We start from the raw sequence: 15130 nt of genomic DNA, 5'->3' as shown, positions 1-15130 counted from the left end.
CGTCGGCCGAGCCCTTCTCTTCGCCCACGAGGGTAAATCCGTCGAGCAAGTCGCCACCTTTTACCAGCGCAAATCCCAGTCGGCTGGGCTTGATTACGGGCTTGCCACGGAAGGTTACGGTGTAGGTGGGCACGGTGTTGTTTACGTTGAACGTTACCTTTACCGTTCCATTGGGCGATGTCACTTCTGTTGCGGTGGCCGAATATACGGTCGAAATGAGAAAAAGAAACATCAAAAAGAATATTTTTCGCATTGTAGTTGGTGAATTTATGAGTATTTATCGGTCTTATAATCACATTAGTTGGGGTTATAAAACCAATGTTTAGAACCTGCCTTTAAAAGTAGTGGGCAGACGTTTATGCCTGCCCCTACGTGATGCATAACTTGTGCTTCAAGGCTATTAGTTACTTTTCGTGAGCTTGACTATCTTGCATCCGTGGATGGGAATTTGCGCTTCTAGCTTACCATTTACCACCCCTTCATCGGTATGTTTCCACAAATCGCGGATGTTCCAGTTACCCGCCAAACCTATTCTAGACAGGTCGAGCGTGCGCGTTGCTATTGCTTGTTCGCGGTTGAAGAGACCTATTACCCAGCTACCGTCTTTCATTTGGCCATACCAAATCTGTCCGTCTGCATTCCAAAGGTTGCGTGTTAAAGGTTGTCCCACAAATCCATCCTTTTGCAAGGCCAATATTTCTGCGTTTTGAAAGAACTTCAAGTTGTCGCCCGTAGGCATGTCGGTGACGGCTATTGGACCGCCCGCCATCAGCGGAAGCGACACTGCCGACATCTTTTCGTCATCGCTGGCAAAGCTCTCAATGCGTATAAAGTCGCCGTCGAGACGCACTTTCTGTCGGCCAGAGATCTTCGACCAGTTAACGAAACCATCGAAGGCGTTCTCCGAATTGGGCCATCCGCCACGCAAAGTACCCCTGTTGTTGTCGGAAAAACGATACCAAGAGCCTTCCAATACATCGGCATCGATGCGCACCATATTGCCTGCATACTGTTCGATGATGGCATTATTTTTCAAGTGAGGCATAACTAGCGAAACGTAAACACCATATTTTTGGGCGTACTTGTTGATCCATTGCAAGCCCTTTACATAGCGTTCGCGCCCATAGCCACGATCTATTTGGTCGGAATAGTTCATACCGTCTTCGTACCACGATAGGAAGTCGATTCGTATGAACTTCACGCCCATGTCTGAATAGTGCTTAAAGAATCCCTCGAAGAACTGTTCTGCGCCAGGATGGTCGGTGACAACCCAGCCAAATTTATCGTTCTTTGTAGGGTGTAAAACGTTGGTGTCGGTGGCGGGATTATAGCGAAGGCTACCCACGGTGATACCGTCAGTACCTGGGATAACGGCATCGGGGTTGGTATAGTGTAGCCAAAAGGGACTGTCGTAAACGCCAAGCTTCAAGCCCTTGGCCTTTAACTTGGCCACGATGTCGGCTAATTCAACCTCAGGTGAGCCCTCGTCTTTCTTCGTTCTGCTATAACGTGTCATGTAACCGTTATCTCCGCTCATCGATGCAAAGCCGTCGGTAACGAGCATATCATATCCGTAAGGTTTTAGATTGGTGGCTACATATTCGATGGCCTTATCCCAATCGGCTGTGGTGAATATGTTGGGAAAGGACTTTTCTTTCTCTTGTTGGCGCAGCGCACCATACACACTCCAGTATAAGGGAGCATTATCCATGCCTTGTTGTTGGGCAAGTGGGGTGAGCCCCACGGTGGGGTCGCTTGCATCTACAGTGAGATCGCTTGTTACGTCCCATGTATTGTTGTTGCAGCTAGCGGTCAGTGCCATGAAAGCCAAGCTAGCAATGAAATATTTTTTCATGTTCAATATTGTCTTGCTGTTAGGTTTTGTGACGATACCCATGCTCCATACACATTATATATATAAGGAGCGGGTATCGCTGTTGATGATATCCCGTAGGCGAAAGACTACGCACCCACGTAGGAAATGTTAATCTTCCGTGTAGAGAAATTAATGGTTATCTTATACGTTCCAGCTGTGGTAACCTTCCATTTGTTGTCGTCGCCACCCTTCACAACATTTCCATTGGCAATGCCTGCTTCGTTAACGGTTGTGTTGGCAGTGGGCGCTTGCAACCAATCACCAGAAAAATCGTTATTCGTAGATGTGATGGCCACCTTAAATTCGCCCTCTTTTAGTTTGCCTTGCCATGTAAATTCCAAGGGACTAGACGAAGCTTTTGTCATGGCCGTGCCAGTAATGTCCCAGCCAGTAGGCGTGGCGTCGCCCACCAATCGGGCTTCGGACGTGGCGATACTCGATGCTGTTTCGCCCACAAATTCGGCCGAAATCTTGTGCGTGTTCATGTCTATCGTTAGTACGTAGTTGCCAGCCTTAGTCACTTTCCATTTGTTATCGGGACTTTTATGATTGCCTGCCACCACGTCGTCGGTAGCAACACCCGCCTCGCCAATGGCTGTATCATTGGCGGGAGCGTAAAACCAGTCCTTGTCTTCTGTGTCGAATCCCCCTGTATTGGTAGCCATTAGCTTAAAACTACCCGTTTTCAGCTCGCCTGCATAAACAAACTTGTGGTCGGCTATCTTCTTAAATGGCAGCGCATCGGCGATAGACCAGCCTGTGCCAGCTTGTCCCAGCAGATATAATGTTTCGGTGTCCCAAGGGTTGGAGGCGGCATCGGGGGTGAAAGCTGCTACGGTAATGGTGTGGTTGGTAAGGTCAAACACCAGCTTGTAAGTGCCTGCCTGCGTCACCTTCCACTTGTTGTCGGTTCCACCCACATTCATTCCTTGTTTCGAAACACCATCGCTATTGAGCGTAACATTGGCTTCGGGTGCTAGGATATACGGACCAGCATACTTTTTAAGCACCGTTCCATCGTAAGTCAACTTAAACTCGCCTGTCTTGAGATGACCTTCGTAGGTGAATTGTAAGGGCGTATCCGATGTCTTCGTAAACATCGTTGCAGCCACGCTCGACCATCCCGCAGGGGTTGCGTCGCCAATGAAACCTAGCGTTTTAGATGCTATTGGTGTTACAGGTTCTGCCCCTTCGTAGGTGGCAGTTAGCTTATATTCGCGAAGGTTAAGGGTTAATGTGTAGATGCCTGCTTGTGTAACCTTCCACTTGGTGTCGTTACCACCCTTGCGAACGTCGAGACCTGGTTGGGCCACCCCTTTTTCGTTGATTTCTGTTCCAGCTGTGGGCGCATAAATAAAGGTTGCTCCCCAGTCGCCTTTAGTCAAGGGGAACTTCATCTCGCCTACATTCAATTTGCCGTGATAGGTAAATATAAACTGGTCGTTGGCATCACGTGTCAACTCCGTAGGGTTATCAATAGACCATCCCGTGGGCGTTGCGTCACCCACCATATATAAGTGTGCCACCTTCAGCGGCAGTTCTTCGTTTATCACGTTGATGTCTTTGTCGTCGTGGCAAGACATCATTGCCAATACCCCTACTAATGGCAGGATGGCTCGTGTTGCGTGTTTCATTAAACTTTTCATTGCAGAAATAGGTTTTAAATTATTTTTCGTTATAACCGGGATTTTGTTTTAGGTACTTATTTGCACCCAATATTTCGCGATGGAAGGGGAATATCAGCGTGTGATTGTCAACATCGGCATCCTTATCCCACCATGCATTGAGGAACTTATCGAAACGAATGAGGTCTACACGACGGCGTCCTTCGGCGAAGAACTCACGTCCCCATTCGTTCAATAGCTCCTTCATATCGAGCTTGGCAGCACCTTCGGGGGTGTAGAGGGCAGTGTTCCAATCGGTAGATGGATAGTTGCGCTTCCTCACTTCGTTGAGTAAACGACCTGCCGAAGCAGCGTCACCTTGGCGCAATTTGCATTCGGCAAGGCTGTAAATGATTTCTGGCAGACGTATTTCACAGTAGTCGGCTTCCAGCTGACCTGATTCATCGTCGGAGTAGAGCGGGTATTTTACGAACATCCAGCCCGAATTGTCGTCGCCGTTTTCTAGTCGGCTGTCGGCACTGGCCAACCATTTGTCGCCATCGGTAGCGCCAAACTTACCCACGGCATCACGCAAATCTAAGGTATAACGGCCGTTGTGGTCTTTCAAGTAGGCCGTATTTCCATTCTCGTCGGTATAAGCAATCTTGCCATAAACAAAGAGTCCTTCGCGCTTGTTGTTGCCAAGGTTGGTGTATTTTTTCAACCGCACGTCCGAAGGATAATCTTTAAAGCGCGCGATGGGCATGCCCAATTCGAAGTTGTACTTCTCCCCTTTGGGGTTATAGCTGGGCGAAACCGAATACTTAATGTTGTGACTGCCCTCCTTGTTCTTAGTGTCTTTGAGCCAATCGCTAGCCTTTGAAGGAACCGACCACCAATACAAGTCGCCCTTATAATGCCAATGCGAGTAGCCTGCAGCACCAGGAAAGGCGAAAATAACTTCGTCGCAGGTTTCGTTGTTCCAATCGAAGGCGGCATCCCAGCGGTCGGCCACCTTGTATGAGCCATATTCGCCATCGATAATCTTTTGTGCATAGTTGGCGCAATCGGCATAATGCTCTTTGCCAACATACACTTTCGCGTTAAGGTAAAGCCGTACTAACAAGGCCGCTGCGCCAGCTTGCGTCCATTGTCCTTGCAGGTTTTGGTTGCCGCCCATTGAGGTTTTCTTGGTCAATAGGGGCAAAGTTGCCTTCAATTCACTTTCTATAAACCCGAAAATCGTTTTAGGATCAACTTGTTCTTGGGTGTTTTTGGAAGTGTCGTAAAAGCTTACAGCCAAAGGCACATTTCGAAAAGCATCGAGCAAGCGCAGGTAAAACCATGCGCGCAAGACGCGGTTTTGAGCCTTGAGGTTGTTGAACTCTGCATCCGAAAAACCAAATTGCGCTGCGGAAAGTTTATCTAAGTCTTCGATAACAAGATTGGCTTGCATGATGCCTTGAAAACATCCGTTGTACTCACTTTGTGCCTCTCCGTTGTTAACCAGCCACTGATGGCGGTGCAAACGTGCCCATCGGCCACCATCATCCCACCAATCTTCGCGGGTGGGCGTAATGAGTTGGTCGGCCGTTTCTTCGTTAAGCACTTGGCGACTTTGTATGCTCCAGTAGCCGTGTTCAAAGGGGCGGAGTACCGAACGGATAACATCTTCCTTGGTGTTATAGTAATTTTGCGAAGCCACTTGGTCGTAAAGCGTCTCATCAAGGTTGGTACATGCCACGAGACTTGTTGCCAACACCAGCGAACTTACCATGTATTTGATTGTCTTTCTCATATTGCGATGATAATAAAAGATGTGTTGTGGATCAGAAATCTATCTGCATGCCTAGCATAAACTGGCGTGTGTTGGGATAATAGGTGCGCGAATTTGTTGCGCCAGGGGTCAATCCGTTTAGTTCCCAAGTAGAAGGGTCGATACCCGAGAACTTGGTGATTGTGAACAGGTTGCTGGCCGCGGCGTAGATGCGCACACTGTCGATGAAACGCTTATTGAGGTTAAGCGTGTAGCCAATGTTTACCGAAGAGAGTTTCAGATAGTCGCCTGGTTCCAAGAAATAGTCGCTAACAATGGGGTTTTGGTTCACTAGCTTGTTCTTGCTATATGCCTTATCCATCACGTTGCCTTGGAAATTCTTCGTTGAATAATAAAAGTCGTGGATGTTGAAGATGTCGAAACCCAAAGCCGTTTGGAAGAACAACGAGGCGTCGAACTGCTTGTAGTGGAAGGTGTGGGTCATCGAACCCGTGAAACGAGGTAAGCTGTTGCCCACATATTGTCGGTCTTCGTCGGTGGCGTTGTCAGCAAGCACCATGTTATTGTTCTTGTCGTACACCACCCAACGTCCTTGTTTGTCAACGCCTGCATACTTCAGCATGTAGAAACTACCAATGCGGCGACCCCTTTCGATGCGTTGCAGATGGTGGAAAGGATATGGATCTTCGGGGCTAACCTCGTCGTAATAGTCTTGTCCGACGAACTTGCTGTTGCTGAAATCTACAAACTTGTTGTTCATTGTTGCGCCAACCACATTCAAAGTGTAGCTGAAATCCTTGGTCTTGATGGCATTCCAAGTTACATCGAACTCAAAACCGCTGTTGTGCATCGAACCTACATTGACAAAGGTAGATGTGAAGAGGTAGGGCGGAACCGACACGTTGTAGTCGCCAAGGAGATCTTGCTGACGACGACTGAAATAGTTGAACGACCCATATAGCCGTCCTTTAAGCAGCGTCCAGTCAAGTCCGATGTTCCAGTTCTTGCCTTTTTCCCATTTCAAGTCGGGATTTGCGTTCTTGCCAGGTCCCCAAACTTGGTAGTTTTTACCATTGTAGAGATAGTAGCCAAAGCCCCCCATGGTGTTGAGCGACTTGTAACTGTCGAAGTTCTGGTTACCCGTTACGCCATAGTCGGCACGTAGCTTCAAGTCGGTGAGCCAACTTTTGGCGCCTTCCATAAAGGGTTCGTCGGATATTCGCCAACCTGCCGATACGGCGGGAAAGCTTCCCCACCTGTGATTAACGCCAAATTTGGACGAGCCTTCTCGGCGAAGCGAGGCCGTAAGCAGGTAGCGACCTTTCCAGTCGTAGCTCACACGGCCAAAGAAAGCAATCAGTTTGGAGTCGTTTTTATACGACCCCATGCCCAGTTCGCCCTTTTCTTTGGCAAATATACCTGCACCAAGGTTGTTGTATGTTAAGGCATCGTTGGGGAAATCCTTGTTCTCGGCGTTGAAACCAGCGTACACATTGTATTCGTAAGAATAGCCCAACATCACCTTAACGTTGTTGTTGCCCCACGAATTGCTGTAATTGGTAATCCATTCTAGGCTGCGAAGCGAAGATTTGGAGTATTCTTGCTTGGCCTCACCATCGCGTCCTGCGTTGATGGCTAACGTGCTCGTAGATGGGCGAAACCATTGGTTATAGTTGTCGTATTGGTGATCGGCGAAGTTGAGTTGCGTGGTTAGCATCTGCTTGTCGTCGTTTTTAAGCAGTAAGGGGAAGAGATTCAGCCTCACGCTAGCATCCCAGTCGATAAGCTTTGTTGTGCCCGTGTCTTGGTCGAGTTTAAGTAACTCTACGGGATTGTAGGCTGCAGGCTGACCTTTAAAGTTGTAATAGAGTGTGGGATTTTGTGGATCCATCACGGGTGTAGTGGGATTTGCCTCCACGGCGTTGCGGAAAACGTCCCACGAAGCATTTTTGCGATAGGCCACGCGCGGTGCGATGTTCAGGCCAAAGGTAAACAATCCGCTACGGGTGGTGTGATTTAAGGCTGCGCGCGCACCGTATTCTTCGCGCCCCGAATAACGATCTACGCCCTTCGCATTGCGATAATCGGCCGAAACGCGATAGTTCGAACGCAGGTCGCCACCGCTCAACGTGAGCGTATGTTGAGTTCTTACACCCACTTGGCTAACCTCTTTTAACCAGTCGGTTGAGCCACCGAGGTCGTAGCCGGTGCCCGAAGCAATTCGGTTGGCACGATATTCGTCGGCGTCGAGCATATCAAGCTCATGCTTAATCACGTCAAAAGACACCATGCCGTTATACGTTGTATGCATGCTTCCGTCTCTACGGCCCTTCTTAGTGGTAACAAGTATCACGCCGTTAGAGCCTCGTGTTCCGTAGATGGCACTGGCAGCACCGTCTTTCAAGATATCATAGCTCTCGATGTCGTTGGGATTTAGGTTGGTGAGATTTCCGCCTGGGACACCATCTATCACGATAAGTGGCCCCAATCCAGCCTTACGCGACGATACGCCGCGTACCTGTATGCTGGCTTCTTTATTAGGGTCGGCAGCCCCAGTGTTGGTAACCGACACGCCTGCCACCTTGCCTTGAATCATCATTGAGGGGTCGACGCTGGCTATTTGGGTAAAATTGGCCGACGAAACATGTGCAATGGCCGAGGTAAGCTCTTTCTTATCCATCGTTCCATAGCCCACAACCACCACTTCGTCTAAGTTGGCTGCGGCATCGTCTTGTAAGGTTATGTTGAGGGTTGTGCGTCCGTTCACGTCCACTTCTTGCGGCTTATATCCGATATAAGATATTCGCAGCACGGCCCTTTCGTTGGTTACGCGGATGGTAAAGTTGCCGTCGATGTCGGTTGCCACGCCATTCTTGGTGCGCTGTTCCATCACCGTGGCACCCACAATGGGCTCTCCGTTTTTGTCGGTAACCAAACCCTTAACACTGAAATTTTGGGCAAACGCGGTGGTATAACATAGTAGGGCCACCAATAGGGCCAATCCTTTGCACCACGATATGCCTTTGATTTGCACGGGTATCATGTTCATTGGTTTTTAAAAGAAATATTGTTAGTTAATTGATTGCATCACTATGGGGTTGAGGCAGACTTTATGCCGCCACCCATTCTGTTTGCAAAGATAACATAAAATGCATGCGAAGAAAATACGGAGTATCGAAAATATAGTGTGTTGTAAATGCTAACGTGTTGTTAGTCAGTAGGTTGTTTGTTGACGGTAAAGCTTAAAAAGTAGTGGGTGTGAAGTGGTTTTGCCTACTGATTGCTTGTTATTTTACCGATATTCATTACCAATGTTTCCAGTTCGTCACGGTGTCCGCGGGCCTTATTGCGTACACGTGTGCGATAATTATAAATGGTGGTGGTAGAGTATCGCAGAAATTGGGCAATCTTAACGCTATCGGTTATGCCGAGCCTTATTAAGGCGAAGATGCGTAGCTCGGCATTTAGCCGATGTCCGTTTTTGGGTACAATCTCTTCGCCTGGCTGCAAAAGGGCATTGAAATCTTCAACAAATGTAGGGAAAAGTTGGATAAACGTGTCGTCGAAACTATCGTAAAATTCAGCCAAAGCCACTTCAACTTCCTTGTTAGAAACCTTCACGGCCTCGGCCATAGCTTTGGTTCTGCCCGTAGACAGCAGTTTGCTGAGATGCGTGCGCAGCTTGCCCATCTTCTCAAGATATATCGAACATTGGTCCATATATCGGGCAATGTACTCTTCTTTTAGGTACGAGTTCTCGGCAATGAGTTGGTTTTGCTGTTTTATCTCCTTATTATATTGCGTCAGTTGGGCGTTCATGGCGCGCAGTTGCTCGTTGGCCTCGGCCAATTCTTGCCGTGCAGTAACCACCACCTTTTTTTGTTTGAGCACGTAGCGTATGGCAAATAGCAGCGACAAGGCCAATAGGCTAATGCCCACCAACACCCAAATCACCACCATTTGCTGCTGATGCTTCTTGGCCAAATAGGCTTGGTTGATGATGGGGAAAGTGTCTAGTATCTCCAATATGCGCATGCGGGCGTTACAGGCCTTGGCATCGTCCATGCAAATGGTGAGATACTTGTAGGCACGGTCAATGTCGCCGTCTTGAAAAAGCAAAGTGGCTACCTTGCGTAACGATATGTATTCGCGCGTGTCGCTCTTCATGTCTTCAATGGCCGACATGATATAATATCGCTTGGCCATGGTTGCATCGCCCAAGCTATTGTATGCTTCGGCCATGGTGTAGGCGTAGGCGGCGTTGAGACGGCCATCTTTGCCCAAACTGAAGGGTTGCAGATGCACCAAGGCTTCTCGGTATCGGCCATGTGCTATTAACTTATCGGCCAATATCATCTTATAAAGCGGTGTCGACGGACTGTAATTCGCCAATAGCGAATCGCGGTAGGTGTCGGTTAAGTGAGTGTATGTTTGTTTCTCTTGTTGGGTAACGGCGAAGTCGGCCATTAGTCCGTAGAGCGTTCGGTAGAGATGGTAGAAAACCTCTCGTTTATCCTTTGGACATGGCTTTTGGTATTGTGTGTTCAGTAGTTCGTAGGCCTCTTTAAACATACCGATGGTTATTAGTGCCTCTACCTTGTGCAATACGGCATTGAACATCTGTTCCTCGTCGTTGGCCTTTTCGGCCAATTGATAGAGTTTGCTGGCGTAAAAGAGCGACGAGTCTGTGTTAAAGGCTGCGTATTCGCGCCAAAGTTGTTCGCAAAGGTTCATTTCCTCACGTACGTTTCGCCCTTTCACACCTCCCAAAGAGGTGCGAAGCTGGTGTATGGCGCGTTCTTTGTTGGCGATGAAGGTGGGGCGTAGCTCAATGATGTGGTCCAATTCGTTGAGCAAACTGTCGCTAACCGCGGCCGTGGCCCTCAACATGGGCAACATTGCCAACAGCATTAGGGTGAATATCTTGGTAAACATACGTGGCTCTTTCCTTGTTTGCCGAGAGCAGGTCGATATGTTTTGTTTGGACTCATGATGCCCAATTATAGGAAGTTGGATCGTACGACGCGTCTTTATATTTCTCTTCGGCATGTGCAAATATACGTCATGTTTTTTGAACATGCGCAATTTTAGGGCGTAAAAATGAAAATTGCCAGCGAGGCAGGCATGTTTTTCTAGCGGTTAACTTAAAGCCAACAGATGGGCGTTTGGGCCTATGCAAGCGTGCTGGTAGCCCTACTTCTAAACCTTATTCGCCGTTTTTATGTGACTTCTCAACAACCTGTTTCATTACTATTTCTCACCTTTGTCAAGACTTTAGTAAAGCTTCTGTCTAACGCATGTTTAGCCTTTGAGATGTGTTTTATCAATAGCCGTGTTGGTATCGCTAAGATGGAACCCTGTTCCAACTCATCTGGAATCCTGTTCCAACTTATCTGGAATGACGTTCCAACTTATCTGGAATAAGAGTACCGCATAGTTATAGCATGGCGCGAAGAGAGAAAGCTATGTTTAATGTCTTTCTAAACGCGGGCTGGTTTTTCGTAAATGACCTTTTGTTTGGCCGTTTTCTTCGAGGAGAATGGGGTAGGGATGGCGGTGTGTTTTGAAGAATTGAGTGATCTAATTTTATGATTGACGGCTGTGTAGGCTGTCTAAATGGTTTTATGTTATTTGGGTTTTATATCGTGCATGGCGCCAACCATCTGCCTAATATAAAAACATCCGCAACGCCCGATGATGAGCATTGCGGATGAGAGGTACATTACCGAGTGCTCGGTTATGTTCGGGTTATGTTAGGAAAAATGGTCTAACGTGTTGCCGATGACGTGGGCAAGGTGTGTGATTAGATGTCGTCTTCATCGTCCCAACCCCAACCAAAGCCAGGCTTAGCCCCAATTTCGTCGGGGTCGCCAGGAACAATTGGCCGCTGGTCTGTGTTGCCGTCGCCATCATTATCAAAACTTGATGCGCCTGGAGCACGTAAAAGTTCGTCCAGATCAAAATATACCGCCGTACAGTTTGGCTTTGTGTAAGCTTGCTTTTTCATACTCCCTAATTCTATTTTACAATTACCTTCTTATGATTTACAATATAAATGCCTTTGGGTAGGCCATCGGTAGAGGTGGCATTGGGGCGCACCAATTTTCCATCGACAGAATAAATGTTGCAGGGTTGTGCAAACAATTGGTCTTCTGCTTGGAGCGGTGTGCTTGTTATGCCAGTGGTGTTGCTGAACGTGCTGCCAATTTCTTCGCCATCGACGAAGAAGTTTACCGCTTTCGATTGGGTGCTGCTGCCTGTGGCTATCCAACCGCGGAAGCCCTTAACGGCCATTTGGTTTTGGGTGAAATGCCACAACCACTTGTTGTTAGACTTGGCACTCTTGCCCAATACGTATGAATTGGCAGGCACAACTTTCGTCGTTTGGTTGTAAAGCGATGCACAGAACTGCAGTCGTTCGTCGGTTGTGGTCGACGGTGTAGAGGCGTCGCGCAGAATGCCGTTCGAGTAGTTGGGCAGCGTTTGCGGATCGATGTCGAGGGTAACGTTGTTGATAATGTAATAAGGAGCTTCAACCTGAACCCATCCGATATCTTTTATCTGCTTCTTATAAGGTGCAGCGGTGGATGGTACGGTTGGTTCTTTCGTTGGACGGAGCAAGTAAAGGTGGTTGGCCTTGATGGCAATGTCGTCGTCGTTGTCTAGCGAAACCTTGGTAAAGTCGATGCGGCTGCTCAGCGTAGACGATTGTTTGGGGTATGCTGAGAGCTTAACCGTTTCGCCGAAGGTGGCTTTTACTTGCTTTGCGGTAAGTGATACGGGGAAGACAATGCTGTTCCATTCGTCCTTTTGCAATGTGCGCTTTAATATCAAAGTGGCTGCCTTGTGGGGCTGAACCTGCTTGGTGATGTAGTTTATGCTTGTTTGCGCTTCATCGAGAATGAGATCTTGCGTTCCGCAATATTCAAGGCGGAAGTTGTCCCAACAAGTCCAATCGCCCTTGCGAGAGGAATTTGTTATCTCGACGCCAATGTTTAGCTTGGCTCCATCGGTGGGAACATACACCAATACGGTGTTGTTATATAATCCTTTTTCAAACTCCTTGGCTCCTTTTACGTACGGACTGATGTGGTTGTTCTCGTGGTCGGATGCATCGTACGTATGCTTTAAGTCGTCGTATACATAGGTGAATTGGTGGGCGAAGGTGTTCAGGTTGGTTTCAACATTTGAGTAAGCTTCGGTTCTACCCTGTACTTTTGCGAAGAGTTTTGAAACCATCTGGCTGCCCGATTTACTGTTGTAAAATCCGTTGCACGAAACACGATACCAGCCTTTTTTCAGCGTAACGACTTCTTGGGTTACCTTTCCGTTGGCTTGGTTGTTGTTACCAAGATTTCTTACGTTGGCTGTGGAGTAGCCAGCATAATGGGCCATGTAGTAGTTGCTGGAAATAGATCCGTTGCCAACATAATAAGTATAGTCGGCGTCGCCTGGTTCGAAGAGATAGGCTTGTGGCTTACTGAACTTCCATGTAAGGCCACCGCTGGCGCGCCATTTCTCAACATCCTTATCGCCACGAATGAAGTTTTGGTCGTAGATAAGGAAAGTTGCGTCGGCTGGCGACTCGTCGGTTGCGTATTGCTCTTTGAACGCGGCTTTGAGGTCGGCTTTGGTAACGATTTTCCATAAGCCCGACTTGTCGCCGCTGGACACTGATGAGGGGTAGTCCAGAGGGTAAGTGTTGTTGTGCCCCGCATTCTTCATTTGCAGGTAGCGAGTTCCACCGAAATTTTGGTCTTGTTCGTCGTTGTAGAAGCGTATTTTATACGTTTTGCTGCCAGAAGATGTTTCTTCAAATTCCCAATCGAGGATACCATTGATGTGATGGGGCTCATGTGTGTATGGGTTAGGGGTTTTAGAGAGGTCGTAATCCACACCTCGGTCTACGTAAACGTTGTTGTAATTGAAGATATCGTTATAACCTGGCGTGTCTTTTCTGCGGCCAAAGGCAATGTTGTTACCTTCTGTCGTGACCTGCGAACCCTGCATGCGATACTTGCCTGATGTGGGAGACTTGGTGATGTTGATAGGCATGCCAACGCCAAAGCCTACAACAACAGTGCCCCAATAGCTGCCGGCATTGAGATATTTGCCGGTACCTATGTTGTATAAATAGACGTTCTTGATGTCTTCATTGGTTGAAGTAACCACTGTTGATATGGAGTTTCCAATCCATTCGTGTGTGCTTGGATGTTGTCCTTGCGCCTTTATCGCCGAGGGCATACAAGCACATAATGCCAATAATACCAAAGGATAAAATTTTCTCATAACTATAACTACTTAAATTCTCTTTATTTTGCTAATACCATTACTATGCAATGAGGTTTTGCCTCTTTTTCGATTCATTTGCCGAGAGATGGTGCTTAACCATTCTCAGGTGATGATTTTCAACACGTTAAAATATGAACTGATAGCTCATTTTTGTTAATTAAAGTCTGTTTCACTTTCGATTGAAAACATTAAAAATATAAAATCAAACAATATTTTAGTACATAGCTCTTATAACGATTATTGCTTTTATCATCATAAAAATGTTACAAATAACTCTCTTTTTCGGAAAGTTTCTCTCTATTCAACTCTCAAGAGGAGTTTTGCTCTGTGTCATTGTTTCTTTGCTATACCCACTCTTTCTACATGCAAAGGTATTAAAAAAAACAGATGTGTCAATGATTCGCTTTTGAGATTTCACACTAAATAAACGTTTAGTTTCTTATTTCACTTTTGTTTGCCAAAAGGTGTTTGCGTATAATGTTAATTTAAGAACTGTTTGCGTAGGACGTCTGTTGCTGGTTTGTTTTCTTTTCGTAATTTTTGTTTTCGTTTTCTGTAGGGTCGTTGTTCTTCTGTTGTGGGGTTGTGCGTGGGGATTTGTATGTTTGTTTTTGGCGTAACTATGCTTCGATGAGTTACTTTGGCATGTTGTTGCGTCTGTTCTGATATTTTGAGTAATGTGTAGGCTTAGGGTGTCGGATGGTTTCATTTGTTAGTGTAAGGTGGATTCCTCCTGTTTATAGTCAAGGGATATTATGGCATCTCAACTTATTTGCCTGATGATTCTGGTGACTTAAGGTTGGAGTTGATTTAAGTCTCGTGGTTGTTTCTTGGGTTTCGTGGTGAAGCTAGATGGGTGGCAGTCTGATGGTGTTGGGTAAGCGATTAGGCGCAGGATTTATTTTTATTATGCCTGATCACAGATTTATTTCCCTATATATATAAGGTGTATTCTTCAACCTTGTTTGTTTTATGTAAAGAAACTCAAAAACTTGCGTTTTAGTTCGATATTTTCCTTAAAAAGGCTTGCGTGTTGTTGAAAAATGTCCTACCTTTGCATCCGCTTTCGGGAACAAAGTTGCCCGTGAGCGTTATGAAAGAGTTCATTGAAAGATTTACATAGACAGTAGTAGTACAAGAGCAGACGCGCCCGTTTGGTCGGGCGTGTTTGGGTAGAACATTAAAGAACCGTCGGTTCTCCTTTCCCTTTTTGGGAGTGGGTTAATCGATACAGGTGAGTGTAACTACGATAGATTTGGGTGCTCGTCCTGATGGGATAATGCCGCAAGGCATAAAACTTTTAGCGTTCGGGGTTTTCTTTTGGATTCCCCTGATGCGCAGACATTTTACAATGGAGAGTTTGATCCTGGCTCAGGATGAACGCTAGCTACAGGCTTAACACATGCAAGTCGCGGGGCAGCATGGGGGTTGCTTGCAATTCCCGATGGCGACCGGCGCACGGGTGAGTAACGCGTATCCAACCTGCCCTTCACCACGGGATAACCCGGCGAAAGTCGGACTAATACCGTATGTTGTCCATTGACGGCATCCGATTTGGACGAAAGGTTTGGCGGTGAAGGA

Annotated in this window: 8 protein-coding genes and 1 rRNA gene; 1 reads left to right on the top strand and 8 read right to left on the bottom strand. The window is 47.1% G+C overall.

What is annotated here, in order from left to right:
* The 8 genes from F453_RS14495 to F453_RS0113715 all read right to left on the bottom strand — a co-directional run.
* On the bottom strand, positions 1–253 hold a 253-nt coding region (locus F453_RS14495), incomplete at its 3' end, for a glycoside hydrolase family 97 N-terminal domain-containing protein (protein WP_033404380.1).
* 147 nt (positions 254–400) lie between these two features.
* Positions 401–1855: a signal peptide-containing protein gene (locus F453_RS0113745; RefSeq protein ID WP_025790199.1), complete on the bottom strand. Its 1455-nt coding sequence runs from the start codon at positions 1853–1855 to the stop codon at positions 401–403.
* A gap of 107 nt (positions 1856–1962) precedes the next feature.
* Positions 1963–3522 (bottom strand): SusF/SusE family carbohydrate-binding protein, encoded by a 1560-nt coding sequence (locus F453_RS14490; protein ID WP_025790200.1) that lies wholly within the window; start codon positions 3520–3522, stop codon positions 1963–1965.
* A gap of 19 nt (positions 3523–3541) precedes the next feature.
* A complete protein-coding gene (locus F453_RS0113735) occupies positions 3542–5278 on the bottom strand; it encodes a RagB/SusD family nutrient uptake outer membrane protein (RefSeq protein WP_026292598.1) in 1737 nt (578 codons plus the stop codon).
* A gap of 31 nt (positions 5279–5309) precedes the next feature.
* Positions 5310–8306 (bottom strand): SusC/RagA family TonB-linked outer membrane protein, encoded by a 2997-nt coding sequence (locus F453_RS0113730; protein ID WP_018968521.1) that lies wholly within the window; start codon positions 8304–8306, stop codon positions 5310–5312.
* 224 nt (positions 8307–8530) lie between these two features.
* Positions 8531–10192, bottom strand: a complete 1662-nt coding sequence (susR, locus tag F453_RS0113725; protein WP_234398613.1) for a SusR family glycan utilization regulator — start codon at positions 10190–10192, stop codon at positions 8531–8533.
* Between the two features lie 868 nt (positions 10193–11060).
* Positions 11061–11264 (bottom strand): hypothetical protein, encoded by a 204-nt coding sequence (locus F453_RS0113720; RefSeq protein WP_009237857.1) that lies wholly within the window; start codon positions 11262–11264, stop codon positions 11061–11063.
* Between the two features lie 11 nt (positions 11265–11275).
* The gene (locus F453_RS0113715) at positions 11276–13501 is read right to left on the bottom strand and encodes a hypothetical protein (protein WP_018968519.1); all 2226 of its coding nucleotides are present in this window, start codon (positions 13499–13501) and stop codon (positions 11276–11278) included.
* Between the two features lie 1396 nt (positions 13502–14897).
* Here F453_RS0113715 and F453_RS0113705 point away from each other — a divergent pair.
* A 16S ribosomal RNA gene (locus F453_RS0113705) occupies positions 14898–15130 on the top strand; the annotation flags it as partial.

Origin of the sequence: Hoylesella loescheii DSM 19665 = JCM 12249 = ATCC 15930 (assembly GCF_000378085.1) — a bacterium.
Taxonomy (GTDB): domain Bacteria; phylum Bacteroidota; class Bacteroidia; order Bacteroidales; family Bacteroidaceae; genus Prevotella; species Prevotella loescheii.
The sequence above is the reverse complement of the archived record's forward strand: the minus strand, read 5'-3'. Positions and strand labels throughout refer to the sequence as shown.

What these genes read in the sequence shown, in the direction of transcription:
- F453_RS0113735 (WP_026292598.1), bottom strand. Translation starts at nt 5,278, where the DNA reads ATGAGAAAGACAATCAAATACATGGTAAGTTCGCTGGTGTTGGCAACA.
- F453_RS0113715 (WP_018968519.1), bottom strand. Translation starts at nt 13,501, where the DNA reads ATGCCCTCGGCGATAAAGGCGCAAGGACAACATCCAAGCACACACGAA.
- F453_RS14490 (WP_025790200.1), bottom strand. Translation starts at nt 3,522, where the DNA reads ATGAAAAGTTTAATGAAACACGCAACACGAGCCATCCTGCCATTAGTA.
- F453_RS0113720 (WP_009237857.1), bottom strand. Translation starts at nt 11,264, where the DNA reads ATGAAAAAGCAAGCTTACACAAAGCCAAACTGTACGGCGGTATATTTT.
- susR (WP_234398613.1), bottom strand. Translation starts at nt 10,192, where the DNA reads ATGTTTACCAAGATATTCACCCTAATGCTGTTGGCAATGTTGCCCATG.
- F453_RS0113730 (WP_018968521.1), bottom strand. Translation starts at nt 8,306, where the DNA reads ATGAACATGATACCCGTGCAAATCAAAGGCATATCGTGGTGCAAAGGA.
- F453_RS0113745 (WP_025790199.1), bottom strand. Translation starts at nt 1,855, where the DNA reads ATGAAAAAATATTTCATTGCTAGCTTGGCTTTCATGGCACTGACCGCT.